The sequence below is a fragment of the Salinicoccus luteus DSM 17002 genome (assembly GCF_000712035.1).
In the GTDB taxonomy this organism is placed as follows: domain Bacteria; phylum Bacillota; class Bacilli; order Staphylococcales; family Salinicoccaceae; genus Salinicoccus; species Salinicoccus luteus.
In genome coordinates this window covers 272,332-298,892 of the sequence record NZ_JONV01000008.1, presented here as the reverse complement: position 1 = coordinate 298,892, position 26,561 = coordinate 272,332, and the positions used below count along the sequence as shown (strand labels likewise).

22 protein-coding genes and 1 pseudogene are annotated in these 26,561 nt (G+C 42.2%); 3 read left to right on the top strand and 20 right to left on the bottom strand.

The features are described 5' to 3' along the window. Positions 1 to 252: 252 nt before the first annotated feature. The 13 genes and pseudogenes from BO53_RS0106290 to BO53_RS0106230 all read right to left on the bottom strand — a co-directional run bounded on the left by BO53_RS0106290 (position 253) and on the right by BO53_RS0106230 (position 17,202). Positions 253 to 2,037, bottom strand: a complete 1,785-nt coding sequence (locus tag BO53_RS0106290) for a DUF4365 domain-containing protein (protein ID WP_084184933.1) — start codon at positions 2,035 to 2,037, stop codon at positions 253 to 255. 203 nt (positions 2,038 to 2,240) lie between these two features. Next, a complete protein-coding gene (locus BO53_RS0106285) occupies positions 2,241 to 3,275 on the bottom strand; it encodes an HNH endonuclease family protein (RefSeq protein WP_031546637.1) in 1,035 nt (344 codons plus the stop codon). Next, positions 3,262 to 4,719: an AAA family ATPase gene (locus tag BO53_RS13365; RefSeq protein WP_037341846.1), complete on the bottom strand. Its 1,458-nt coding sequence runs from the start codon at positions 4,717 to 4,719 to the stop codon at positions 3,262 to 3,264. Before BO53_RS13365 ends, BO53_RS0106285 begins: the two co-directional genes overlap by 14 nt. 176 nt (positions 4,720 to 4,895) lie before the next feature. Continuing rightward, the gene (locus BO53_RS13360; RefSeq protein WP_051683039.1) at positions 4,896 to 5,216 is read right to left on the bottom strand and encodes a GNAT family N-acetyltransferase; all 321 of its coding nucleotides are present in this window, start codon (positions 5,214 to 5,216) and stop codon (positions 4,896 to 4,898) included. 20 nt (positions 5,217 to 5,236) lie between these two features. Beyond that, on the bottom strand, positions 5,237 to 5,767 hold the full coding sequence (locus BO53_RS13565) for a hypothetical protein (RefSeq protein ID WP_051683038.1): 531 nt from the start codon (positions 5,765 to 5,767) through the stop codon (positions 5,237 to 5,239). 30 nt (positions 5,768 to 5,797) lie between these two features. Further along, on the bottom strand, positions 5,798 to 6,343 hold the full coding sequence (locus BO53_RS0106265) for an RDD family protein (protein ID WP_031546633.1): 546 nt from the start codon (positions 6,341 to 6,343) through the stop codon (positions 5,798 to 5,800). A gap of 302 nt (positions 6,344 to 6,645) precedes the next feature. Next, positions 6,646 to 7,638 carry a tRNA dihydrouridine synthase gene (locus tag BO53_RS0106260; protein WP_031546632.1) on the bottom strand — a complete coding sequence of 331 codons (993 nt, stop codon included), beginning with the start codon at positions 7,636 to 7,638 and terminating at the stop codon, positions 6,646 to 6,648. 344 nt (positions 7,639 to 7,982) lie between these two features. Further along, on the bottom strand, positions 7,983 to 9,242 hold the full coding sequence (locus tag BO53_RS0106255) for a GIY-YIG nuclease family protein (protein ID WP_031546631.1): 1,260 nt from the start codon (positions 9,240 to 9,242) through the stop codon (positions 7,983 to 7,985). Between the two features lie 291 nt (positions 9,243 to 9,533). Beyond that, positions 9,534 to 10,321 (bottom strand): annotated as a pseudogene (locus BO53_RS13355) (IS30 family transposase). A gap of 168 nt (positions 10,322 to 10,489) precedes the next feature. After that, positions 10,490 to 12,187 (bottom strand): UvrD-helicase domain-containing protein, encoded by a 1,698-nt coding sequence (locus BO53_RS0106245; protein WP_031546629.1) that lies wholly within the window; start codon positions 12,185 to 12,187, stop codon positions 10,490 to 10,492. After that, positions 12,180 to 13,997 carry an ATP-dependent nuclease gene (locus tag BO53_RS0106240; protein WP_031546627.1) on the bottom strand — a complete coding sequence of 606 codons (1,818 nt, stop codon included), beginning with the start codon at positions 13,995 to 13,997 and terminating at the stop codon, positions 12,180 to 12,182. Before BO53_RS0106240 ends, BO53_RS0106245 begins: the two co-directional genes overlap by 8 nt. 45 nt (positions 13,998 to 14,042) lie before the next feature. Further along, positions 14,043 to 15,407 carry a 23S rRNA (uracil(1939)-C(5))-methyltransferase RlmD gene (rlmD, locus tag BO53_RS0106235; RefSeq protein WP_031546625.1) on the bottom strand — a complete coding sequence of 455 codons (1,365 nt, stop codon included), beginning with the start codon at positions 15,405 to 15,407 and terminating at the stop codon, positions 14,043 to 14,045. Further along, positions 15,385 to 17,202, bottom strand: a complete 1,818-nt coding sequence (locus BO53_RS0106230; RefSeq protein ID WP_169738732.1) for a 5'-nucleotidase C-terminal domain-containing protein — start codon at positions 17,200 to 17,202, stop codon at positions 15,385 to 15,387. The genes rlmD and BO53_RS0106230 overlap by 23 nt, the downstream gene beginning before the upstream one ends. 117 nt (positions 17,203 to 17,319) lie before the next feature. On the opposite strand from BO53_RS0106230, the gene BO53_RS0106225 reads away from it, so the two are divergent. Then, positions 17,320 to 18,111: a glucose 1-dehydrogenase gene (locus BO53_RS0106225; protein WP_031546623.1), complete on the top strand. Its 792-nt coding sequence runs from the start codon at positions 17,320 to 17,322 to the stop codon at positions 18,109 to 18,111. Positions 18,112 to 18,150: 39 nt separating this feature from the next. Here the strand turns inward: BO53_RS0106225 and BO53_RS0106220 are convergent, their stop codons facing one another. From BO53_RS0106220 to BO53_RS0106205, 4 genes are all read right to left on the bottom strand, one after another. Beyond that, positions 18,151 to 18,816, bottom strand: a complete 666-nt coding sequence (locus BO53_RS0106220; protein ID WP_037341841.1) for a hypothetical protein — start codon at positions 18,814 to 18,816, stop codon at positions 18,151 to 18,153. Positions 18,817 to 18,941: 125 nt separating this feature from the next. Beyond that, positions 18,942 to 19,865 carry a diacylglycerol kinase gene (locus BO53_RS0106215; RefSeq protein WP_031546620.1) on the bottom strand — a complete coding sequence of 308 codons (924 nt, stop codon included), beginning with the start codon at positions 19,863 to 19,865 and terminating at the stop codon, positions 18,942 to 18,944. Beyond that, positions 19,862 to 20,029 carry a hypothetical protein gene (locus tag BO53_RS14050; RefSeq protein ID WP_169738731.1) on the bottom strand — a complete coding sequence of 56 codons (168 nt, stop codon included), beginning with the start codon at positions 20,027 to 20,029 and terminating at the stop codon, positions 19,862 to 19,864. The genes BO53_RS0106215 and BO53_RS14050 overlap by 4 nt, the downstream gene beginning before the upstream one ends. Next, a complete protein-coding gene (locus BO53_RS0106205; protein ID WP_031546619.1) occupies positions 20,022 to 20,528 on the bottom strand; it encodes a GrpB family protein in 507 nt (168 codons plus the stop codon). The genes BO53_RS14050 and BO53_RS0106205 overlap by 8 nt, the downstream gene beginning before the upstream one ends. 122 nt (positions 20,529 to 20,650) lie before the next feature. Between BO53_RS0106205 and BO53_RS0106200 the strand changes: the two genes are divergently transcribed. Then, on the top strand, positions 20,651 to 21,406 hold the full coding sequence (locus tag BO53_RS0106200; RefSeq protein WP_031546618.1) for a hypothetical protein: 756 nt from the start codon (positions 20,651 to 20,653) through the stop codon (positions 21,404 to 21,406). 54 nt (positions 21,407 to 21,460) lie between these two features. On the opposite strand, the gene gatB is transcribed toward BO53_RS0106200, so the two are convergent. Genes gatB through gatC form a run of 3 tightly spaced genes read right to left on the bottom strand, consistent with a single transcriptional unit; the run spans position 21,461 to position 24,668 of the window. Continuing rightward, positions 21,461 to 22,891 carry an Asp-tRNA(Asn)/Glu-tRNA(Gln) amidotransferase subunit GatB gene (gene gatB / locus BO53_RS0106195; protein WP_031546617.1) on the bottom strand — a complete coding sequence of 477 codons (1,431 nt, stop codon included), beginning with the start codon at positions 22,889 to 22,891 and terminating at the stop codon, positions 21,461 to 21,463. Further along, entirely contained in the window at positions 22,891 to 24,366 is a 1,476-nt protein-coding gene (gatA, locus tag BO53_RS0106190; RefSeq protein WP_031546616.1) for an Asp-tRNA(Asn)/Glu-tRNA(Gln) amidotransferase subunit GatA, read from the bottom strand. Before gatA ends, gatB begins: the two co-directional genes overlap by 1 nt. Positions 24,367 to 24,377: 11 nt before the next feature. Further along, positions 24,378 to 24,668 carry an Asp-tRNA(Asn)/Glu-tRNA(Gln) amidotransferase subunit GatC gene (gatC, locus tag BO53_RS0106185; protein ID WP_031546615.1) on the bottom strand — a complete coding sequence of 97 codons (291 nt, stop codon included), beginning with the start codon at positions 24,666 to 24,668 and terminating at the stop codon, positions 24,378 to 24,380. A gap of 307 nt (positions 24,669 to 24,975) precedes the next feature. Here gatC and putP point away from each other — a divergent pair, with 307 nt between their 5' ends. Continuing rightward, complete coding sequence (gene putP / locus BO53_RS0106180) at positions 24,976 to 26,535, top strand: sodium/proline symporter PutP (protein WP_031546614.1); 1,560 nt, start codon at positions 24,976 to 24,978, stop codon at positions 26,533 to 26,535. Positions 26,536 to 26,561 lie beyond the last annotated feature (26 nt).

Here is a 26,561-nt window from a genome sequence, read left to right as displayed (position 1 = left end):
GATGGATCTCCCCTTTATGAAAGTCATTTCAACTCCGCCCCTCTGCCATAAGTGCATGGATTCTGCGGGCAGTATTCACGTTCCTTACAGTCATCATCTTAGATACTTTGGTCTTTGCAAGTTTCGCTAGCCCGATTCTTGAAAAGCTCTTTTGATTCACCGAGAATCTTCTTTAATGATCCACACTAGAATTAAATCTAATACATAAACTATGCTGTTAGTATTAATAGATATTATAATAGATCAAATTCATTATAATTTTTGGTATAAGTTGCATATAGGAAATAATTTCAGTTCCTCTTGAACTTCAGAACTTAAAGAGTCAAATACTGCTTTTGCCTTAATTTTACTTTGCAACAATACTTCACAAGCAAAACGCATACTGTTGTCATTATTATTTTCCGCAATTTCCAAAATTTCTAAAATAGTTAAGATCTCATCCTCATTTAGTTCCCCATTTCTTCTTAAATTGATTTGAAATTTGTTAATCTTTGCATAAGAGTCTTCGGGATTGTCTTTTAAAAACCTTGTTACCAGATCATTAGAAACTTCTATATAATCTTGATTATTGTTCACATCAAAATTCCAAAGAAAATCCATAGCAATATGCATTGTATAGGGAGAATTAACATCATGATATTTATCTTCATAAGATTTTTTAACAATATCGAAATTAAAGTTATTAAACTTTTTTAATTGATCTAACTTTTCATTAGAATATATACTTACTCTCCAATACTCTTCTTCTATATCTATATCATTTATTTGTTTCTTATTATCTTTAGGTAATAATCCATTTAAATTATTCAATGTCTCTTCACTGAAAAAGTTGATATATTTATTATTTTTAGCATCATAAAAGACAATTACTTTTAAGTCTTTTGATAGAGTTATCGCTTTTACTGAATAGTCTTTTGTATTCATGTTCTCATTATTAGTAAGCATATTGTGCTGATTATGTTTAAATATTTTTATTGCAGCATTAAATAGATTCTCAATATTTTCTTCTTTATTAAAAGTATAGTCTTTATTTACCCCAATACTTGCAAAAACTTCAGCTATTTCTTCAAAAGCAGTTATATTTTCTTCTATGTTCAACAAATCTTTTTTACTTTTTATGTTTACCCCTTGAATAGACTTGCTGAATGGCAACTCATTATAGTCACGTATATATTTTAGAACTTTCAAAGCTTTTATAAATTGCTCTAAATTTCCAATTTTCTTCAATGAAAATTTACCTTGGAGTGATTCTTTATCCAAGGTAATATATAAAGAATTTTCAACTAAGAAGATTAGTTCTTGGTTTTTATTAATGATTTTGTATTGAATATTTAAAATTTCTTCTCCTAATTCAACTTCTACTTCTGTCGATGATGCTATTTCTTTTAATTCCACCACTGTTAAAGGTGTCTCTTGACCGTTATTTATTCCATAAAGATACGCAACTTCATCAAAAAAGTTAAAATTATCTTCTCTTTGCAACAGCCCATAATCTATTTTGTATTCATCAAATTCTTTTTTTAAATTTGTTTCAATATATGCTTTTGGTTGTTTTTCTACAATTCTTAAAAACTTTTTACATATATATTCCAAACCTCCATTTTTAACTTTTTTGAATAAAATACTTGTAGAACTTTCTTCTCTCAATCTAAGGTTGTCTAACAAGACTTTTAAGTCTAATGGAGCTAAGATTCTATAATATGCTTGCCTTTTAAATGTATTAGGATTAATTGTTACTACAATATAAAGTACTCCATTTCCATTAGCGTAATAGACTTCTAAATCTTCTTTTTTTATATTGTGTTTTATTTTATTTTTCTTTATTTTTTTTTTGAATGTTTTTGTTCCTTTGATTTGTAGAGGAACTATTCCTATAAATTCCTCTTTTTTAATCTGCTTAGAATACAATGTTATATCTCCATCGAATGCCAAACCCTTATCATTCCACTGCACATTACTTATTAAGTGGAATGGTGGTTTTAGAATCTGTTCATTTACTTCTGTACAAGCAAGATGTTCAATAATAATGTTATCCAAAGGCTTCTCCTCCTCAATATTCATACTAAGAACTGAAGTTATGTTTGTATTAAAAATACATTATTTTTTATTAGGGTAAAGATGCTAATTAATTTCACTAATTTTTTGAAAATTAACAAAAATAAGGTGTGCAGCGTAAGTCTAATACCTATCATATGAATCCCTGTAATAATTTTAATTGCTTAAGAACTATAAAATGATTTCTATTTTTTATAGTTCTTTTTTTGAGTATTTAAATATTTTCTGTATCTTAAGTATTCGTAAATATTATTTTTTACTATAAAGGTTAACCCTGAATTTTTCTGTAATTCTATATATTCGTACATACGTTTCCCAATTAATTGAGGAGATTGAGAGAGAGTTGAATATAAGCTTTCCATCTTACTATCTACTGCTATATACACATTTAACTGTGAGTATCTTTCTTTTAACTTTAATAACTTTACATAATTTAATATATTAATATTTTTATCAGAATTGAGGGTTATTCTACCATTTAAATAATCTATTTTAAACTCAATACTGTCACCAATCTGCTCGTTGTATGGCATTGTAATCGGAGACAAAGTAGTTTCTCCCTTTCCTTCATAGGACTTATTACATGCTGTACACGAAGGTATGAGATTCATTGCATTCATAGATAGAAAAGGAAACTTAGACTTTGGTAAAAAATGTTCTACACTGTTATTAGATATAGAAATCGTCGTATCGATGTCACAGTAAGGGCATACCATTATTTTATTCTCTTTTTTGAAGTTTTCGTGAAACGTTTTCCTTGTAAACTCCCCCTTACCTATTAATGCCCATATATCCACGTTATCGAAAAATGCAGTATAGTAAAACTGATTAAATAATATTTTGAATGTCTCTGGTATATTTTTAATTTCAAGAGAATAACATTTTTGATGTACTTTGTTATTTTGATTAATATAAAGTCTATACAACTTTAATAGATCTAATAGCCCCTCTTCCTGAACAATTTTGGCTACTAAATCAAATAGAACTATTTTAGAAACCTTTTTTTTCATTAAATTAGAAATTAGCTTTTGCACTTCTAAAGACTGGTCCTTATATGTATTCGTGTATTTCCATAATTGCTCTTCATTTATATTTAATGGCTTTTCACTTTCCAATTCAAGTCTTTTTAAATCTAATATAATTTTAAAAATTGGTCTTATCACTAATTTTTCAAACTCTAGAAGGAACTCATCATTTTTTTTGTTTTCAATCTTCCACATCCTTATCTTCATCCAATCTTTCTAAATTTTCGTTTTCATCCAATTTACTCAATAAAATATTAAAAACTTTTAATTTAGTATATGACTCTCCTAAGTAATTTAGTATTTTCTTTAGTTCCTCTTCATTAGCTTTCGCAATTTCTTCCCATAAAATTTTCTCAATGATATTCAATTTTTTATTGTTTTCAAAAAAGATGTTATTAATTTCTATTTCTTGAGCTAGGAAAGTATTAATGTCTGATTCAAGTTTTGTAAAACCATTCTTATTTGATAATAATATATTTTCAGGGAACACAGTATTTATAAATTCTTGGCTATGAGTTGCTATTATAAAATGAACTTTATATTCGCTAAATAACATTTGTAACATAGTTATTATTTGTTTTGACCAGGAGGGATTTAAATGGAGTTCTGGTTCTTCAATCAAAATTATCGCATTATCGCTCACCGAAGATAAGATTGAAAGAATTCTGATAAATATCATTTTTTCACCAGAACTCATATTTCCTAATGAAATAGCGCTCTCACCTTTTTGAAACTTTATATCGTTAATATATATTAATCCTTTCTCTTCATATTCAATTAATTTATTATAGTTTCCTATATTTATATTTAACCAAATTGCCTCAGGATCATTATTAAATAATTGTGAGGTAGAATCTTTTATAAACTCTTCTACTTTTAAGTATTCTTTATAATTACTTAGGGATTCTTCATCTTCTTTTAAAAATTTGAATAAACTTATATTTTCTCTTAATCTTATTAATACTTGACCTCCATATTTCAAATTCATACTTTCTAAAAAGTTACTAGATTTATGACTATCCTCTAAAACAATCTCTATAAAGCGACTAATTCCTTTAGAAAGAGAACGAAAATTATAATGATTTGCTCCATATATACTTGCTATATCATAATAATCAACCAACCGATCTCCAATAGTATTATGGTAATAATCTTCATATTCATTATGTATTGAAAAAATAGATGCTATTACTTTAGTTGGCAAAAACCTACGAATTTCATCATACGTAATATTTTTTTTATATTTCTTTTGATTATTTTTTACCACATATTCTCTTTTTCTTATGTCATACTCTAACAATAACGCATCAGAAATATACTCTTCTATGGATACAAATATATTTTCATCTTCTTTTTTTAAGTTTATTAAACGCTTATTGTTATCAGAGGTACGATAATAGTATTTTAGATTAAAGTCTGATGCAATCCTGTTATGATACCTATGCAAATTCTTGAATATGTTGCTAATGAAGCTCATCAATGTCGTTTTACCAGTACCATTTTCTCCAACGAGTACTGTAAAATTATTTTTCTTAAAATAATTATGATAATAATCTGGGTATCCATCACTTGGAATGAACTCAATATATTGATTTTTTAACATTTTATAATTCTTAATATACAAAGATTTGAGTTCCATAAAATCATCCTATACTTTTAAATTTGTCATCAGTCGATTAAAAATCATGCTTGGCATTTCTGACAGAGTATTATGTAAAAGGGTAAAATTTAATTTATAATATATTAACCTTTTATATAATTATGAGAAGAACCTATTACATTAAATATAATTATTACTCCATTCTAGCGAAAGAATTACCCTGTACTATACCATTTCCAATGCTTAGACTTCCATAGTTGTTCTAAGAAACTACTGATGTAAACACAGATTATTAAGCTGATTGCTCTATTGATTCCCCGGCCCTGCCACGCTTCTGCGACTGCGATATTGAATACTTCCGCCCTGTCCTCTGAAATTTTCCGTGTCACATAAGTGCCGACTACGGCATCATCAGCTTCAGCAATAAAGCATTCGGCTGTATCGAGATAGGATGCCACAGCCTCCTCAGACGGGTCCGCCAAAAGCAGCAGCGCCATCGGCGGCGCCTCGCCCGGTGCAATCTTCCGTATCCTCATCTAATCCTCCGTCCCGACCGTCAGCCGAATTCCTTGCTGCTGACCTTCTTTACGAGTCTGCAGAATGCCTCCCATTCTTCGGGAAACATGTTGCTCCCGCTCTTATAGAGGTTCCGTCCGCTTTTGTGGACGACGATCTCCCACTGCGTGCCGTCCAGTATATATGGCTCATGATAGCTCCGCTTCCAATTCAAGAGATTCACCGCTTTCAACTCATCTCTTATCCTCTCCATCTCAGACGACTCGAACCTTGCATAATGGATCTCCATCGGTGTCAGAAGCCCATGCTCCCACTTCACAAGATTCCTTTCAAAATTGATGGTCACTTTCGTATCACCGCTGAAATGGCTGCCTACTGTCGCTTCGAGCACTTTAATGCGCCTGTATGAATAATCGACGGACTCCTCTCTCGTCCATTCGTTTCCACAGCTGTTGCAGCGATAGTCGGGCATCCGCGATTTTTGGTATGACGCATAATGGGCATCCGCCCTTAAGATGCGCCGGGTCTCCCGTGCTTCACATTCCGGACATTGATAGTAATTGATCGCCATAGTATCATCCTTATCAATATATATTCTTCTTCATTCTAAAGTCTTTCCGTAATGTGCCACTCTGCTGCGTGCCAATAGATCACCCAGATGCCGTCCGTCCTCCCGCGCCAAGGCCATGAATATGAGTACGAGAAAGAGTCCCAAAGACAATGTCAGAAACAACATTGAAGATGGTGTAGTGTAGTCATGATAGATGCCATCAATCGTACTCATATGCCCAAGCTGCCAAGGCAGGAACTTGATTGTATTCCTGATGATGGCGCCCGTTATGGGCGAACCCCCATAGTGTACTTTGATGCCCGATCTCCGCTTCCCCCACGAGGCGAAGGGTGCTTTCCCTTCCATGAAGGAAAAGATGATTATGATCGGAATCACTGAGGTGAAGGTAGAAATAAGTTGGGATTCCATGTGTGTATATTCCGGGAATGTATCCAGAACAACTGCAAAAGTGATGAGATTGAGGATGAGCAGCAGAATCAGATACCCACATATGAAAAGCCAATCAAAGAAAAGCGCTTTGATCCTCGATAAAGTCGACGGTCTGATCAGACCACTGTCACTTCGTCCTTTTGTCATGTACCCACCCTGTTTCATTCTGTGGCATTTATTCCAGACAGCTATTTTTCTTCTGAAGGTTCTGCATGTGATTCTTCCTTCCGTACTCAGTCTAGTGAAACACGACTCTCATTTTATTTACATTTTACCATATTTTCATTATCTTATGAGATTCCAGAAAAATATAGACCAATATTATATGTATTCAAACTGATGTCACTCCTTAAGGTTGTACGAAAAGAAGACTCAAGGCAGATGCCCTGAGTCTTCCGATATTGATCGTATTTTTGATACTAAGCCACTGGCCCGGGGAACACGCTTCGTCAAGAGTGCTGCGTCTCCATCTCTTCTTCCGACAGGTTCTGCTCGAACTGGTCGATCAGTTCCCGTGCCTCGTCCGTCGCCTTCGTCTGCATCAGTGCATTCCGTAGGGCACTCGCGCCCCGGAAGCCTTTGATGTATATCTTGAAGAAGCGGTGGAGTGCCGTATATTTACGGAGGCCGAGATGCGCGTACTCGTCATGAAGATCAAGGTGCAGCCTCAGAAGGTCTAGGAGTTCGCGGCTTGTATGGTTCTTTGGTTCCTTCTCAAAGGCGAACGGATTCTTGAAGATGCCCCGGCCGATCATGACGCCATCAATGCCATATTTCTCGGCAAGTGCCATGCCCGTCTCATAATCCGGTATATCTCCATTGATCGTCAGCAGCGTCTCCGGAGCGATTTCATTCCTCAGCTGCTTGATTTCAGGAATCAGTTCCCAGTGCGCATCGTATTTGCTCATTTCCTTGCGTGTACGCAGATGGATCGACAGGTTCGCAATATCCTGCTCCAGCACATGCCTGAGCCATGTCTTCCATTCATCGATCTCCGTATAGCCGAGGCGCGTCTTTACACTGACCGGCAGACCGCCCGCTTTCGCCGCTTCGATGAGCTCAGCCGCTACTTCGGGACGCTGGATGAGCCCGCTGCCCTTTCCGTCTCCGGCGACGTTCGGGACAGGACATCCCATATTGAGGTCGATGCCCTTGAATCCCGCTTCAGCCATACCGATGCTCATTTCTCGGAAATTTTCCGGCTTGTCCCCCCATATGTGGGCCACGAGCGGCTGTTCATCTTCTGTGAAGGTCAGCCGCCCCTGGACGCTCTGCCTGCCCTTCGGATGGCAGTAGCTGTCCGAATTGGTGAACTCTGTGAAGAACACATCAGGACGTGCCGCTTCCGCCACCACATGACGGAAGACCACATCCGTCACTTCCTCCATCGGCGCCAGCACGAAGAACGGGCGCGGCAGTTCCTTCCAAAAATTATCTTTCATATCAAAATTCAATCCCTCTCATTACGGTATATCTCATCAATCATTCATCATCTTATAAGAACATAAGTAATTTTACTCTCTTAAGTCTTCCATATCAAGAGAGGAATCTTACGGAAAAAAGAAACCTGGAGATGGGAAAAAGTACTTCCCCGCATCCAGGGCCTATATGGAATATATACTGGTTTTAAAGCTCATTTTTATCCATTTCTTTTTTCTCCATATATTCTTCACGGATTTGTGATAACAGTTTTCCAGTTTCTTTGTGTCTCGCAAAAATACAAGTACGGGTACTTATAACAAGCATAGATGATTAAACCAAAACCCGTGCTTTTCTATTTGGCAATTTACTTGCTTTTTTGTTTTAAGTCAATTGCTCTTTCTCGCCGTTCTTTAAAGTGAATAGGCGGTTCGTTATTTATTGTTAATCGTTCAATTGCTTCGTCTAATATGGCAATTTCATTGTCGTAGTCTTTTAATTTTCGATAAGCCATTGCATATGATTTATATAGGACTGGAGCAGAATAGCCATTATAACGAGATTTATCGAATAGCTCAATTGCTTTTTCGATGTTTCCTTTCTTTCGCTCTTTATCACCTTGTTCCCAATAAGGATGGCCTTCATCAAAGCCCTTTGACCAGTCATGCAAATTCCGTATATCTTTCAGTAGAACCCGATGATGTACTGGTTGAATTTCAATTTCTTCTGTCAACTCGATTTCTATATCGTCAAACTTTTCTTTTAATAGCTTCCACACATCTATCAGATGATACGTTGGAACGTTTCTTCCAATCTTTTCCAATGCTTTCTTTTGTTCTAATTCATAATTCGTTATATAGTCATCCCCGATATATATCCAAGCGGTAACAGATTTCGCATATTTGGTTTTTAGTATTTTAGTTCCATTAAATTCTAAAAAGGCTTTTGTTTCACTTAGATAGTTGTCTAAATTTCCACCATATATTGCTTTGGTGTGATGAATATTCCTATAATCGAAGACTATCCTCTTTAGATTGTTGTACTTCACTTGATCAAAGGCTCTAGGTTTTATTCCAAAGTAATGTTCTTCAATCTCACTTGGGTAAAGATAAGGAGCTGTTTCAAATTCTAATTCGGGTGTTTTGGGACTCCTATCGTACCCATTTCCCCTATTCGTCATCAAGGGGGTAATTCGATTGGTTAATCGGTGGTTAGTGTCATTTAAGATTCGTGTCATTTCTTGAGACTCTAATTCTATTGCTTCTTCTTCGGTTAGATCCGTTTTTACAAAACGAGTATCCGTGTCATACATTTTTCGGATTTTTTCAGCTTCATAGGTTCGTTCATGATACCTTTTATATCTGTCTTTACGCCCTTTTCCCACATAAAATATCTCACCCGTATCTTTAAGGTACCAATGATACACATAGTAATCCTTTGCGGCACTTCCAGTTGAAACTCCCACAGGGGATGAAGATATAGATATGCCTACATCAAAATCCTCATTAATCTTTGGGCTTATCGGTTGAATCGGTTCCCGTATTTCGTAATTTTCTTCACTTTGCTTCTCTCTGTTCTGTCGTTTTGTTTCCTTTTTTCCAAAAAACAGTTTTCTAAACAATCCCATTAAAGCCCCCCTTATTTAAGTCCACAACTCCTAGTTTTATTATACCAAATTATAGAATCTTACTATAAAATCTACTCTTTTTAGGCGTTGGATGTAACGATTTGGCCCATGGATTAAACATGAGTCATATACAAGGTATATTAGGCCTAATTTTTCCTAAAATCTCTTCCCACTTTGCTTGTTAGGATATTACAAAGCTACTGTTAGACCACGGAGAAATAATAGGGGGGTACATGGACGGAAAAAAGATTCAAAATTAGATAAGTATTGACTTTTATTAAAATTCGTTTGTCAAAATAAGCTAAACAGTTCTTTCTCAACCATGTAACTCAAAAAGACTTCCAATGGTGTCCGGTAGTTCAATGATTTTCTTGGGATGTGGTTTCTTCTGGCGGCGACCGATGAGACAAATATCTGATTGACCGTATTGAAAACCATGTTTTTGGGTAGCTCACCCTTTCTGAGCAGTCCATTAAAATACTCGTTCAATCCTTGTTGCGATGGTGTTCCCGGATCAGCAAAGTAGATGGCCAGGTCATTCCGGTTGCTCATGGACTGCCAGTTGGAGAAATCCTTGCCATAGGCGAAAGTGATGGATTTGAAAATATTTTTCGGTATCTGATAACACCTTGTGTTGATGGCTGCCTCAATTGTCTGTGCCGTCCGGCCTTCAAACTTTAATGTGATGATGACTTTCGATAACCGTGCAATCAACGTGATGACGGCACTCTGATGACGGACACCGACAATAGTATCCCATACCAGATGAACGAATTCTTCATTGAATGCCGGATAGTCATTTGTTCTTTCAGAGATATTGCGTCTGAACAGCTGACTCGCCCATCTCATCGGCCGATGATGACATCCGGTGCCCAGCCTTCGGCCACTTTTTCTTCGACATATGTCTGCTGGTCTTCCGGCAGCCCAGGCTGTTTCCAGCCACAACGTCGATGATAGTCCATCGCAGTGTGTCCGTCCCTGAAATATGAGACAACATTGTGGACTGTCTAGAGAGCACGGCCAATCTGTCGCGCAATCTTTAAAACTGGGATATTCTGATGGAAATAGGCTTCTATAATTACTTGTTAGTCTGTGATAATATGGGTGGCGGTCATGCATGATCACTCCTATGATTTCTTTTGTCAGAAAATCAGTTTGAGTGTACGATGTGTGACCGTTTTTATGTGCCCTGGCTTAATTTTAAAGTCATCGCTATTAAAAAAATCATTAGTTTATCTTAAAGTAAGTCACCAATTTGATTGGTAATTTTCAATTTCACCTACCATAAATTCAGATGTTTCTCCATTAATGAAGGACTGTGAACTCGTCTGAAACCTTTTAGAGCTAGTAGTTAGAAACAATGCTTTTTTAGCTCTGGTTACACCAACATAATGTAAATTTAGAGAGTCTTTATAAGCTTCTATGTCCCTTTTCACAATCCAATCATAACTCGGCAAAATAAATTGATATAAATCCAAATGAATAACAATATCAAATTCTAAGCCCTTTGATTTGTGAAGGTTCATTAACTGGATTTCATTATCTCTTGCGGGAATAAAATCATATAAGAGCTCTTTATTTTTCAACAAATGTACAAAGTTAGCTTTTGCTCTGTGTATGTCCGCATGCGGATATATATGTGTAGCTATTTCACTAAATATTTCGATTAGCTCTTTATATTCAACCCTATCTCTATTGTAATATTCACTCAATTTTTGCTTAAAAATCTTGACTAATCTTGTCATTTTTTTGATTAAAAGATTTTGTTTTTTGTTCTCTCTATCAAAATAATTATTCACAAAATTATACACGGTTTTGTTCTTATCAAATACTAAACTTATTAGTTTTGACAATAATACTGAGCATGAAGTCTGATCTTGATCTAGAATATTTTTTTTGTAAAATTTATTTGGTATGTCTAAGTTGTATAAAAACTGCTCTAGCGTAATATCTTTTGCTGCCAAAACTCCGATAGAGGAATTTTTATTAATATCAAATTTTTGTTTCATGTCTTCAATTTGATTTTCAAACCAATTCCCAATATCCCTCTCTGTACCGTCGATATGAATTTTATAGACGCGACTATTTCCTAATGACTCTTTCTCTTTATATCCCAATAACTTTCTACTATATAAATCAATTGAAGGATGACAACGATGATTAATATCCATAGGTAATTTATTAAAATTTTCATTTGTTAACAGTTCTCTTAAAAAATCAGCACTTTTATTCGCAAACCTAAAAATAGATTGATTGACATCACCTATTGCCCAACATTTGACTCCAATTTCCGAAATTCTCAAAAACAATTCATACTGGTCTTTTTCAGAGTCTTGGAATTCGTCAATAAACAAATACTTAAACCTCGATTTAAAGTAGTTTCGACAAGATTTAGAGCTTAAAAATATTACATTTGAAATTGAGCTAACTAGCCTTAAATCAAATGACCCCGTTTGAAATTGTCCAGAGATAAATTCTATATATTCACACTTAATTTCGTCGATGAGTTTAAAGTTTTGCTCTTCTATCTTTTCAATTGCCATTTCCTGATATCGTTCCAACACTTCATTTACATTACTTAGAATATCTTGCACATATTCGTCTTTATTACCATCAAATTTGTCAATAACAATATCCTTCGGTGGAGTTCCAAAAAAACGTTTTCCAAATGGAATAAGTATATTTCCAATATAAAAGGAGTCAATAGTTCCGAAAAATGAGTTCAATACATTGATACCTAAATCACGAGATTTTTGACTTAACTCATTACTAGCTTTGTTTGTAAATGAAATTGCCGCTACTCCTTCATACCAATGTAAATCCTCAGTTACTCTAAGGATTTTCTGAGCAATTGTGGAGGTCTTCCCACTACCCGGTCCAGCTACCACAACACAGTTTTCATTACAATTCAAAATTTGCTTTTGTTGTTCTGTTGGATTATACACGTCTTAACCCCTCGATTTTTTCTTTACACTTATATAAAGGGTCAGTTAGTTGTACATCTTTAATATATGATAAACACTCTATATAGTTTTGCACAAAATGGAACATAAAGGTTGACTTCTTCTTTTTCATAGCTTCAATGACTTCTTCGTCTTCATACTCTTCATCTTCCATCTCAAAGTATTCCCGTATATTTTCAGAGACCTCCGCAGAGGCGTTATACAAATCTTCCTCTAAACCTATTTTGGCTAAATAAATATTATGACTAACTAGCTCATCATAATATTGTTTATACATGCTTTCTCGATGCTCCTCAGTAGGTGTTGGGATCCCTGTTAAATGTCTTTCAGTGGCTTGTATTATTTGTTCTAAATGACTTAAATCAACTTCTCGGTTTAACTCTTTTCTCAAATGTGCAAAGTCTAGTGCTCTCTGAATTCCAGCAAGTCTATACACTACTTTTGGCTCTTTTTTCTTTCTAGTGACCTTAAAATAATCATTATCGGTTCTCACAAACCAAGGAATATCCAATATTTCGAAAAGTTCAATATAACGTTTAAAACCCACTCCTTCTACAGATAAAATACTTATGTTCAACTTATCCAAATCAATTCCCAATTGTTGAGCTAGAGCTTTATAAAAGATAACTTCTGATGAACCTTCTACCAATAAAACACAATCACTAAAGTAAACTTCAGAAGAAATAACATTTAGTCTAAACTCTAACTTTTTTATTTTCTCGGCCACTTCGTCTGAAGTTCCACCTTTTGCAGCCACTGTTGATTTATCTAATGAAGTGTACAACCTAACGATAGACGTAGGATTGAAATCTGTTGCAATTGATGGAGCATGTGTTGTTAATAACACTTGTGTATCGATATCATGCACTAAATATTCAGAAAGTTTTCTTTGTTGATGTGGATGTAAATGCGCCTCCGGCTCTTCTATACAAAAAATCGACACCTCATCTAATTGGTCTTCGCTATATTGTAATTGATTCATTGCTGACCACAAAGCAATAAAAGCCTGATTTTTCCTGCCTTCTCCACCAACTTGTATGGATTGCTCATTAACATACGAGAGAAGCTGTACTTTTTTGAATAAATCATTGTTTTTAGGAATATCAATTCCCAGCTTAATTTCTTGAGAAATATGGTGCTCTGCAAGATTGTTTAATTCATCACTTACTCGTGTACCAGCTGATTGAATATACGAAAGACTATCTATTTCAGATTGAACATTGTTCATTAATTGTACAACTTTACCCAGTTTTTCATTATCTCTAGTAATCCGCTCAGCGGTTCTATTACTCTTTAACGCTTCCAATAATTTGTTTTTTTCGCTTTTTAAGAAATTGTCTACATTACGGCTAGCCTTTATATACTTCATATTTAGCACTTTAAGATAATGTCTACCTTGCAGTTCTTCAAGTAATTCAAGAGAGGGGCCTGCTTTAATAGTGTAGTCCCTAACTCCTTTTTCAATGTCTCTAGTAGCATAGTAACTTAAAAACATACTATTATTATCATCATCAATGTATTGTCCTAACTTTGCGTAAATACAATCTTCGTCGATTTCAGCAAAGTACAGTAATATTTCAAAAGTATCACAGTTATTAAATGCACAAAAATCTTCATCAGCTGGCTCAAGATCATTTTCAGATAAATTTTTATCTAGCAATATTCTTATAGCATCAATAAGGTTAGTTTTCCCTACATCGTTAGCTCCAATAATAAGTGATTTTGAGTTAAGTGTAATTTCCGCATCAGCAAAGTTACGAAAATTTTTTAGAACTACTTTCTCTAATTTCAAAATCATACCCCTTTCAATACATTCTTTCGAGATTAACTATCCCTTTTAAAATGTTTTTTTGCGATGTAATCCCACTACACTCTCGATATGGTTCGTCTGCGGAAACATATCTACGGGTGTGACAGGACTGATGTCATAGCCTTCTGCGTTCAGATACTTCAGATCACGCTGAAGGGTACTCGGGTTGCAGGATACATAGATGATCTTCTCGGGCTTCACTTCGACGAGCGACTCGAGGAATTCTGGGTGGCACCCTTTTCTCGGCGGGTCGACAAAGACGATGTCGGGATTGACCCCTTCGCTGACGAGCTTCTTCATGACCTGCTCGGATTTGCCGAGATGGTACTCCGCATTGTCCACACCGTTGAGCTTCGCATTCTCCTTCGCATCTTCCACGGCGGATTGGACGACTTCGATGCCGATGATCTTCCTGGCTTTATCGGATGCGCACAGACCGATGGTGCCGATGCCGCAGTACGTATCGATGATGGTTTCATCACCTTTCAGGTCGGCGACTTCGATGGCCTTTTGGTACAGCTTTTCCGTCTGGGCATGGTTGACCTGATAGAATGATTTTGCGCGGATGCGGAAGTCCTTGCCAAGCAGCGTGTCGGTGATGTAATCCTTGCCGCGGAGTGTGATGGTCCTCTCCCCGAAGATGACATTGGTCTTCTGGTCATTGATGTTCTGGACGACACTGGTGACCATCGGGAACGCTTCGATCATCTCGTTGATGATGTTTGAGAAGATGTTCTTCTTGCCGTTGGTGACGAAGGCCACCTGCACTTCACTGTCATCATGATTCGACCGGATGACGACATGGCGTACAAGTCCCTTGTGCAGTGCTTCATCATATACGGAAACGTGTTCCCGGTTGAACTGTTCCTTTATGAAAAGCATCAGTTTATTGTGGATGTCCTTCTGTATGATGCAGTTGTCTATATCGACGATGTTGTGGCTGCGCGGGCGGTAGAATCCCATCTCGATCCTGCCATCCTTGAACTGGACGGGAATCTGCGATTTGTTGCGGTAGTTGAATGGGTTCTCCATCGCCATGACATCCATGGTCTCGCGGTCGAGCCTGCCCATGCGGTTGATGCTCTTGTCCACGGTCCCCTTCTTGAAGGCCTGCTGCTCTTTGTAGTTCAGCGGCTGAATCTGACAGCCGCCGCATTCATAGTAGTACGGGCATGGTGGCGTAATGCGGTTTGTGGCAGGAGCGAGCAGCTTCTCGCTTTTACCGAAGCCGAATTTCTGGTTTACCTTCAGCACCTTGAACTCTATCTCCTCCCCCTTCAGTACATTGGGGATGAAGATCGGATAGCCGTCCACTTTGACGACTCCCTGCCCTTCATGTGTATAGTCTTCAACGGTTGCGGTCAAATAGTCATTCTTCTTGACTGGGGTCATGTCCTTCCTCCTTGGTCAGATCGATTTCGTACCAGCTGAATCCGTCCCCGATTATCTCCAGGTGGCGGATGTTGCTGTCATTCTGAATATATTCTTTCGCCTTCGTGGCGGTTTTCATTCTGTATCTCCCGCTGGGGATGATGGTCATCGGATTCTTGTACTCGAAGTCGGGGCCTTCCATCATGTACTCCGTCACGATATCCCGTACACTCTGCTGTGATTCATGCACGACCTCCGCTTTCCTTAAAAATGAAGTATAGGCGGCCCTGTAGTTGTTCGCCGGCACGATGAAGCAGTCATCCGGCCGGACAGGTTTTCCATTATACATCATTTCGACGACCCGTTCTGAATCATTGAGCTTTTTCGCCTTACCGCTGTACTTTGGTGGCTGTGAAATATCGAAAGTATACTCAAGGTCGAAGAATGTATCGAAGTTGTAGCTTGGAAAGCCGTTTTTTGAACTGTTCGGCTTCAGCAGATCATCGCTTTCAGCAGGCTGGTTGAACTGGGAGGCGCTCCATTCCAGCCATTCCTTCAATATCCGGCCGTCGACCTTGATGAGCACCATCGTATTGGTGTGCTTGTAGAGGTCGATGGCTGAGGACAGTGTGACCTCCCCCGCTTCAATCACGGTGAAGTCATGGGCGCCATCCCGCCCCGCCTTGGTGGCTGCATTGAAGCCGAGTACCGGCAATGCTTCAACCTCTCCCCTGTCCATCAGTTCCAAGGCATACTTTTTTCCCGCTTCAGCAACCGCCTGCACGGCTTTCGACGGCACCACCCTGGAAAAATAGGTGTGCCACGTCTCTTCTATATGACCGATCGGCTCCGATAGGTAGTCGAGCACCTTCTGGTGCATCGGGAGATAGCGGGCCTTCAGCGATGCATCCATCTCTATGGAGTGGGCTGCAATGAGCTGTGCCCCGGCATCCCTGATGTGCCATCCCCCATCATATTCAAGTTCGAATGTAAGCTGGCCGAGATGGCTCGCAGAAACACCCGGCTGAACCATCGGTTTGCCGTTCACCGCCCCCCGCCTGAAGTCGATATTGTCTATTTCCGCTTCAAAATCGGGGTCGGGGAAGAATTCGTGGGTATGCCCGAATACGATGCCGTCGATATCGCGGATCATGGTCATGAGGAATGTCTGGTTTTCACCATAGCTTCTGACATGCTCCGGATCCTTGCTCATGCCGGAATGGGACAGCAGAATGATGATGTCCGCCCCCTGCGCCTTCACTTCTTCGGCAATCCTCTCGACGGTCAGGCGCATATCGTCGACAGTGACCTGCCCTTCAAGGTGGAAGGCATCCCACTTCATGATCTGTGTGGGCACGACACTCAAAAAGCCTATCTTCAGCGGCCCGTGCGGCGTCTCCGCTTCAACAATCACATAGGGTGTGATGTGGTCTTTTAGAGGGTGCTGCCTGAAGTCCACATTTGCATTGATGATTTCTGTCCCGACCTGACTGTAGACGGTCTCGAGGTAGTCGAGCCCGAAGTTGAATTCATGGTTGCCGACGCCGATGACATCATAGACTTCATTAATCATCTGCGGTGCAAAAAGCGGATCTTCACCATCCCTGTGCCTGTAGTCATAGTCGCTCCAGACATCCCCCTGCAGCATGTCCCCGTTATCTACAGTCAGAACAAGCGCTTCAGGATGGTCTGCCCGATACCTTTTAATGTGCGACTGCAGATGAAGCAGGCTAGACGATTTCTCCGAGCCGTCAAAATAGTCATATGGATAGAATGCGCCATGTATGTCTGTTGTTGCAAATATCGTCAGTTTCATAAGCCACCTCTGATTCATTAGTTCATTCCATTATATCAAATGCATCCCTCCTTTAGGCTTGAAGCGGAAAATTTCGGGTATACATAGTAAAGAAAATCTAATGGGAGTGGTGAATTTATGTATGAAGACCTGAAAGGCAAGACAGCACTGGTTACAGGCGGATCGAGCGGAATCGGCAAGGCGATCGTCGAGAGATATCATGAAGAGGGCATGAATGTAATGTTTACTTACCATAGCGGGGACGATGAAGCGAATGAGATCGTCGATGCACTGAATGATGGCGGCACAGAGTCCGTGGCGACGATGAAGTGTGATGTCACAGAGGAGCAGGAGGTCGTCGATGCAGTGAAACAGACGATTGAAAAGTTCGGCGGGCTCGATGTCATGGTCAATAATGCGGGCATCCAGAACGATGTGCCAAGCCACGAGCTCTCGGTCGATGAATTCGACAAGGTCATCAATACGAATCTCCGGGGCACATTCATCGGTGCCCGCGAAGCTTTGAAGCACTACCTGGATACGGACAAGAAAGGCAGCATCATCAACATCTCAAGTGTCCATGAAATCATCCCTTGGCCGCACTATGCCCACTACACCGCAAGCAAGGGTGGCGTAAAGCTGCTGACGCAGTCACTCGCCCTCGAATATTCCGGGCTCGGCATACGGGTCAACAACATCGCTCCGGGCAGCGTCAATACACCGATAAACAAAGACTTCTTCTCCACACCGGAAGAGAAGGAAGGTGCCGATGACTTCGTTCCCATCGGCTATGTTGCAGAACCTGAGCACATTGCCAACATCGCAGCCTTCATGGCTTCCGAACAGTCCGTATACATCACCGGACAGTCGATCGTGGCGGATGGCGGACTGAGCCTGTATCCGTCCCATAAGAACCCTGAATATGATTAGCCAAAAAGAAAGCTGGATGGTCCACTTGAACTGGACCATTCAGCTTTCTTTTTCCGCTTCCTTGCGCTCTTCCTTTTCTTTTTGGGCCTTTTCCCTTGCCCGTTCCTTCTTCTCTTCCTCTTCCCTGCGCTCCTGCTTCTCCTCTTCGACTTCCTCCTCCAGCTCCTGCATCTCTTCCTGATACTCCTGTTCCACCTCGGACGTAGATGGCAGGAACGGTTCCTTGTTGTGGTCGGTCCGCTTGCCGTAGCGGATCATCTCATAGATCAGCAGCCCGTTGTTCGGCATACCGTTCACCGTCTTCATCGGTACGGCATCAAACAGGACGAAATAGAATATATAGAAGATGAACCGGTTCCAGAAGGTCGCCTGCTCCTCCATATAGCCATTCGCAAGCAGTGCATTGATGGTGAGGCCGAGTATCGCATTGACCAGGATCGGGCTCGCATAGACCATGACGTACGCGAACCTGCTCTGGTTCGTCAGTTCATCATAGGAGAACCAGCTGTACAGATGGTAGTGCTTGCGGACATCCAATACCCCTATCTTGAATAGTCTGGGGCCTGAACCCAGCGTCAGACGGCTGTTCTTCGCACCGAAGATGAAGCCGGCGACCACATACCCCGTCTCCCTCAGAATGACGACGACGGGCAGTATGATGAATGCGGAAATGATGAGTGATATCAGGTCGGGTATGCCAAACATGAAATGAACCTCTCTTTATAAGACTTTGATTATTTTCGCACGTGCAAAGCACTTGGCATATCCTTCTACCCACTCCTGATGATCCAAAGCGGAAGTAACGAAAAAGTAATCGGAATGAAATATTCTCAGATCTCTTCCTGCCCCGCGATATGCTGGTCATAGAATGCCACTGGCACCCGGATTTCCAGATGCTCCTTCAAATTGGTGAAGTGGGCGGGCAGGATGCCCCCGAACTCCCCATCCAGGTTGAGCTGGACCTCTTCAAACGAAGAGATGTTCACTTCCTCCGCCTTGAAGAAATGTACTTTAGGATGCTTCAGGTGCTCTCCCCGTGTCGCCAGGGTCATGATGTGGCCGATTTCCGCAATGCTCGCCTCTTCAACGATGATCAATGTGAACTTCCCATCATTCAGCCGTGCGTCGGGCACAAGCTTTTCGAAGCCGCCGATGGAATTCGTCAATCCGAGCAGGAACAGCATCACCTTTCCTTCGAATACCTTGCCATCATATTCTATCTTCACGTTGCTGCTTCTGATTTTCGGCAGCATCTCTATCCCCTTTACGTAATACGCCAGAGGACCGATGATGGACTTCAGCTTGCTTGGGGCTTCATAGGATACTTCTGTAATCTTCCCGCCCCCTGCAATATTGATGAAGTACTTGCTGTTCATGAGGCCGATGTCGATGCGGGCGGACTGGCCGCTTATGATTGTTTCCAAAGCTTCACGTATCGTAGGCGGGATGTGGAGTGCTTTCGCAAAATCATTCACCGTCCCCATCGGAATGATGCCGAGCGCCGGTCTTTTGTCATATGTGGCCATGCCATTGACCACTTCATTCACAGTACCGTCGCCGCCTGCCGCAACAATCAGGTCGAATCCAAGCTCACATGCCTTTGCTGCAGCGCGGGTCGCATCACCAACACACGTCGTAGCGTGTGTACTTGTGATATAGCCATTGACCTCCAGACGCTCCAGCACTTCTGCCAGCGATTCCTTGAATGCTTCCCGTCCCGAAGTGGGATTGTAGATAATTCTCGCAGTTTTCATTTCTTTCTCCTATTGTTGTGTTTTGTATATGAATAGAACAGATAGACACTCAATAAAAAAACGACGACCTGAAGTGTCCGGATCAGTGTCCAGTACCCGGTCGTGGAAACAAGGATCATCAATGCAATCAGCACACAGTTCAGAATAAAGAGGAACCTATACAATATCCATGTCCCCCTCCCGGTCCATGATCGCATTGAACAGCCCGGCTTTTCTCAGCTCGTACTCCGCCTGGTCCATCCTCTGCTCCAGATAGGCCTTTTTAAGCTTGCGGAACTGTTCGATATACCGTTCATTCTCATTGAGGCAGTCCCTGCAGTAGAGGATTTCGTCCTTTCTTTCCGATTCATGATGCATCAGAATGAAATTCACCTCGAAATCGTCCTGATTGTCACGCAGGACGACCTCTTCGATATAGTCGGAAGAAAAGCCGCTCACTTTGTCATACCCCTCCTGGACCATACCGTTTGCCAGCATATTTATATTTTCTTCATATTTCATCAATAATAGGACATCGACTTCCCCGGGCAGATCCATCCTCTGGATGCTCGTGGACCCGACATGGTGGATCTCCTTCACACTCGTCCTGAAGTGGTTCAGGATATCCAGTGATGCCTGGATATAGCATTCCGATGCCTTCTTGTATACAGTAGTTGTAGTCATCAATAATCATCCTAAATGTGTCATTCATTAAGTATTTTGTGTATAATAAATTTGAAAAATTTAATTTTCAACATTATATCACATTTGACGTACAGTATGTGCAGACATTAAAGGAGGGCATCATGAAAAAAGCACTGATAACCATACTCATCATCATCTTCGGCATCGGAATATACATGAATTTCGGTATGAATCAGGGTGCAGGGGAGAACGCATCCATCGCAGGCGAATCTGCATCAACAGCAACCGATGAACCACCATCCGAAGAAGCGTCCGCTGAGGAAGCGGCCGAACCAGCCGAGGAGCCCACTACCGACAGCAGCGAAACCGTCTCATTCAGTCAGGAGGCGCTGAACGAAATCCATGAAGCGGCAGTCGCAGAGAATGAGCCCGTAATCATCGATGTGGTCGTCCCTTCATACTACACCGGGGACTTCATCAATGTGCTGTCACAGCAATTCGGCACCAGCCACATCGAGTTCAACCGGATCGACCTCGATTCCGCATCCCCTGAACTGGAGACGCTGACAGTGAGTGAAAACAGTGATGCTGTCATCATCGATGCCCTGCAGATCAGCGACTATAACCGGGAGGTGCTGCCTGAGCGGGATGCCGACCGTCTGGAGAATGCATATATGAACCTATATGATGCAGGCAAGGTCGTCTACCTGCTGGGGAATCCCGACGCCCACCAGCATGAAAATCTTGCCCAGGTCCTAGAAGAGGAAGCGGAATATTTCCCGCAGAATGACTACTACTACATCGACAACCGGGGCATCGAGGTCGAAGACGCGTACTACGACTACGATTCGGAGATGCTGACAGCACCGGTTGAAGCGCGCATCGCGCAGAATATCCATGAATATATGACCGAATAGAAAAACCTTGGGTGGCTGCACCCAAGGTTTTTTAAATTGCTGAAATGAATGATTCTATCTCTTGTCGATCTCTTCAAGCAGTATCTGGTTGACCATCTTCGGATTCGCCTGGCCTTTTGATTTCTTCATAATCTGGCCGACGAGGAAGCCGATTGCACGGTCCTTCCCGTTTTTGAAGTCTTCGATCGACTGCGGGTTGGCATCCAGCACTTCCGTCACCATGCCGGTGAGTACTGCCGGGTCGGAGATCTGTTCCATGCCGAGGTCCTTGACGACCTTCTTCGCATCCCCGCCTTTTTCGACGAGTACGTTGAAGACCTTTTTCGCCTGTTTGCTTGAAATCGTGCCATCCTCGATCAGTTTGATCATGTCGGACAGGTTTTCCGGCGTGAGTGCCGTCTCACCGAGTTCCACCTGCTGCTTGTTGAGGTATTCATTCACCCCGCCCATCAGCCAGTTGGAGGCGAGCTTCACGTCCGTCTGATGCGACTCCACCATCTCGTTGAAGAAGTCGGAAGTCTCCTTCTTGAGCGTGAGCACATGGGCATCATAGGCAGGAAGGCCATATTCATTCACATACTTCTCCTTCAGGGCATCAGGCAGGAGCGGGATGCTTTCCTTGATCCTGTCCTTCCATTCCTGGTCGATGTGGATTTCCACAAGGTCCGGTTCCGGGAAGTACCTGTAGTCATCGGACCCCTCCTTGACACGCATGAGGATGGTCTCCCCGCTCTTTTCATCGAAGCGGCGCGTCTCCTGGGGAATCTCCCCGCCTTTCATCAGCACTTTCTCCTGGCGCTTCTCTTCGAACTCCAGCCCTTTTCTGACATAGTTGAAGGAGTTCAGGTTCTTCAGCTCCGTCTTTGTGCCGAATTCCTCCTGGCCATACGGTCTCAGGGAGATGTTGGCATCACAGCGGAGTGACCCCTCCTCCATCTTGCAGTCGGAAACGCCGGTGTATTGAATGATTGCCTTCAGCTTCTCGAGATAGGCATACGCCTCCTCAGGCGTCCTGATGTCCGGCTCGGAAACGATTTCGACAAGCGGTGTCCCCTGACGGTTCAGGTCGACCAGTGAATGGTCATCCTTATGGGTCGACTTTCCGGCATCCTCTTCGAGGTGCAGGCGGGTGATGCCGATGCGCCTTGTCTCCCCGCCCACTTCGATTTCTATCCAGCCATTCTCACCGATCGGCTGGTCGAACTGTGAAATCTGGTATGCTTTCGGGTTGTCCGGGTAGAAATAGTTCTTCCTGTCGAATTTCGTCACGTCCGCAATATCCATATTGAGTGCCATCGCCGCCTTCATGCCGAAGTTGACCGCTTCCTTGTTCGGAACGGGCAATGTACCCGGGTAGGCAAGGTCGATGACGCTCAAGTTCGTGTTCGGTTCAGCACCAAAGTGTGCAGGTGCATCCGAGAACATTTTCGTGTTCGTTTTAAGTTCAACGTGGACTTCCAGTCCAATGACCGTTTCAAAATGCATTATTGCACCTCCAGTTGCAGCGACTTCAGTTCTTCTTGAAGATTGAACTGTTCTTCGAATTTCAATGCCGCATTATATATTTTCTTCTCATCAAAGTGATTTCCTATGAGCTGCAGCCCGATTGGACGGCCGGATGCACTCAGGCCACTCGGGATGGAAAGTGCCGGCATTCCTGTCAGGTTTGCCGGGATGGTCAGGATGTCATCCTTGTACATCTCCAGCTGATCGTCGGACTTCTCTCCGAGATCATATGCAGGCGTCGGCGTTGTTGGACCGATGATCAGATCATATTCATTGAAGAGATCCTTCATCTCACGCTCTATGACACCGCGCAGCTTCTGGGCACGGATGTAGTGCTGATCGTAGTGGCCGGCACTGAGTACGAATGTTCCGAGGAGTATGCGGCGTTTGACTTCTTCACCGAACCCTTCTGCACGCGTCTTCTTGTAGTGCTCTTCTAGTGTTTCGGTTCCTTCAGCCTTGTAGCCGTAGCGTATGCCGTCAAAGCGGGCAAGGTTGGAACTCGCTTCACTGGAGGCGATCAGGTAGTACGCACTGACCACATATTTGGTGTGGGGAATGGATACTTCCTCCACTGTCGCACCGAGGGATTCGAATGTTTCAGCCGCCTTCCTGACGGATGCCTCCACTTCGTCGCTGATGCCTTCCCCGATGAATTCCTTCGGGAGGGCGATCTTCATGCCGGAAAGGTCCTTGTCGATGCCGTCGAGGAAATGGTTGTCCATGCCCGGCTTGCTTGTCGCATCCTTGGTGTGGGAACCTGAAATCAGTTCGAGGATCTTCGCATTGTCCCTGACATTCCTTGTGATCGGTCCGATCTGGTCAAGGGAAGAGGCGAATGCGACGAGGCCGTACCTGGACACACGTCCGTATGTCGGCTTCATGCCCACGACGCCACAGAATGCTGCAGGCTGACGCACGGAGCCGCCTGTATCGGAACCCAGGGAGAACGGCACGAAACCCGCCGCCACTGCTGCTGCGGAACCGCCCGAGGAACCACCCGGAACGGCATTGAGATCCCATGGGTTGCGTGTCTTTTTGAAGTAGGAGTTCTCTGTGGAACCTCCCATCGCAAACTCATCCATGTTCTGTTTTCCCATCATGACTGCATTCGCATCGTTGAGCTTTTCCATGACCGTTGCATCATATACCGGATTGAAGTCTTCCAGCATGCGGCTTGCGCATGTCGTCAATACATCCTTGGTGCAGATGTTGTCCTTGATTCCCATCGGAATGCCGAACAGCGGCCCTTCCATCCTATCTTCCGCCTGAAGACGGTCGAGTGCTTCAGCCTGCTTCATCGCATCCTCTTTATTGACAAACAAAAAAGAACCGATTGTCTCATCAGACGCCTCGATTCTATCGAATAGCGCACCCATCACTTCAGAAGGTTTGATTTCTTTGGATTGTATCTTTTCATACAGTGTCTCCACTGTCATTTCATGAATGTTCACACTAGCCCTCCTTATAACATTTTTGGCACTTTGAAGTGGCCGTCTTTTGTAGATTTGGCATTGCTCATCGCTTCATCCTGTGACAAAGGTTCACTCGGTGTATCGTCACGCATGACATTCGTCAGGTCCAGTGCATGGAACATTGGTTCCGTCTCACCAAGATCCACTTCGTCGAGAAGGTGCGCGTAGTCCACAATCTTGTCCAGTTCCTTCGTGAAAGCTTCTGCCGCCTTCTCATCTTGTATTTCGATACGTGCAAGATTTGCCACGTGTTTTACCGTATCCAGATTAATCTCAGACATCCTGTTCCCTCCATTTCTAATAAAGAACATATAAATTTTATCAAACATTGTCCTAAAAATCTATTCCATCCGCCTTTTTACGGTTCATTACTGTAAAAATGGAAAAATAGTGTAAAATTGTTTTCTTTATTTTCTAAATATTCTTTTTAATGTGTTGCCTCTATAGTATAATTAAACCGTGTAAATTTATACCTGGGAAATTCCCTTCGCCACGGGGGTTGAGTCCGTTTCAGGACCGTAATTTCACGAAATCAATTTGCAATGCAAGTCCAGGTTTTGTATTGTGTCTAAGGGGAGGAGATAAAAAATGATACTGAATTCAGCACAATTTACATTCACGGCTGGATGGCAGGAGTACATAATGATGGCACTGTACTTCATCGTTCTGATTATTATAGGGCTGTATGCCTATAAACAATCAACATCGGACCTGAGCGGTTACATGCTCGGAGGCCGTAACATCGGTCCTTGGGTTACTGCACTGTCCGCAGGTGCATCGGACATGAGCGGTTGGATGCTCATGGGTCTGCCAGGCAGCATGTACAGCGTAGGTCTATCCAGCATCTGGATCGCCATTGGTCTCACAATAGGGGCATACATCAACTACTGGGTGGTCGCACCGAGGCTGCGTGTCTATTCGGAGGTTTCCGAAGACTCAATCACGCTTCCGGACTTTTTCGAAAATCGTTTCAAAGATAACCGCCACATACTGAAGATCGTTTCTGGTCTCGTCATTGTAATATTCTTTGCAGTCTACACAGCGAGTGGAATGGTATCCGGCGGAAAGCTTTTCCAAAGTGCATTTGACCTGCCTTACCACTGGGGACTCTTCGTCACCGCTGGTGTGGTCGTCATCTATACGTTCGTTGGGGGATATCTGGCAGTCAGTCTGACCGACTTCTTCCAGGGTACAATCATGTTCATCGCAATCGTACTGATTCCAATCGTGGCATGGTTGAACCTTACAGGACAGGGCGTCGAGCCTTTCGTCAGAATCGAGGAACTCGGTGGCCTGGCAGATGTCAACTATCTGTCATTCATCAGCGGGGTTTCAATCATCACCATACTGAGCAACCTGGCCTGGGGCTTTGGCTACTTTGGACAGCCGCACATCATCGTGCGTTTCATGTCCATCAGATCCCACAAGCTCATCCCGAATGCCCGTCGCATCGGCATCATCTGGATGTCCATCGCTCTCGTTGGTGCATGTCTGACTGGTCTTCTCGGTATCGCATTCACTGATGCGACAGCCAACGATGTGTCGGACCCTGAGACAATCCTTATTCTCATGAGCCAGGTGCTCTTCCATCCGTTGATCGGTGGATTCTTCCTGGCAGCAATTCTTGCCGCAATCATGAGTACGATTTCTTCACAGCTTCTCGTTACTTCCAGTTCACTGGTGCAGGACTTCTATAAGATCATGCGCCGCAAGACGGTTGGTAAAGAGACGAAATCAAAGGAAGAACTCGACAAGCACTTCGTGCTTCTTGGACGTCTGTCCGTCGTACTCGTCGCAATTGTGGCAATCATCATTGCATGGGATGATGAATCCGTCATCCTCAACATCGTCGCCAATGCTTGGGCCGGATTCGGTGCAGCATTCGGACCGCTCGTCGTCCTTTCACTTCATTGGAAAGGCCTGACACGGGCAGGTGCAGTTGCAGCGATCGTCGGTGGTGCCGCCACTGTAATCATCTGGATTGCAGCAGGCACTTTCGGTACCGGCCTTTACGAAATCATCCCTGGTGTCATCGTATCCACGCTTGCAGCAATCATTGTAAGTAAGATGACCCAAGGTACGGGCATCTCCAAAGAGATGGAAGCCGAATTTGATGAAACGACAAATATCCTTAAGCAGCGCAGATAAGATCATATGAAAAGGAGCATCCCATC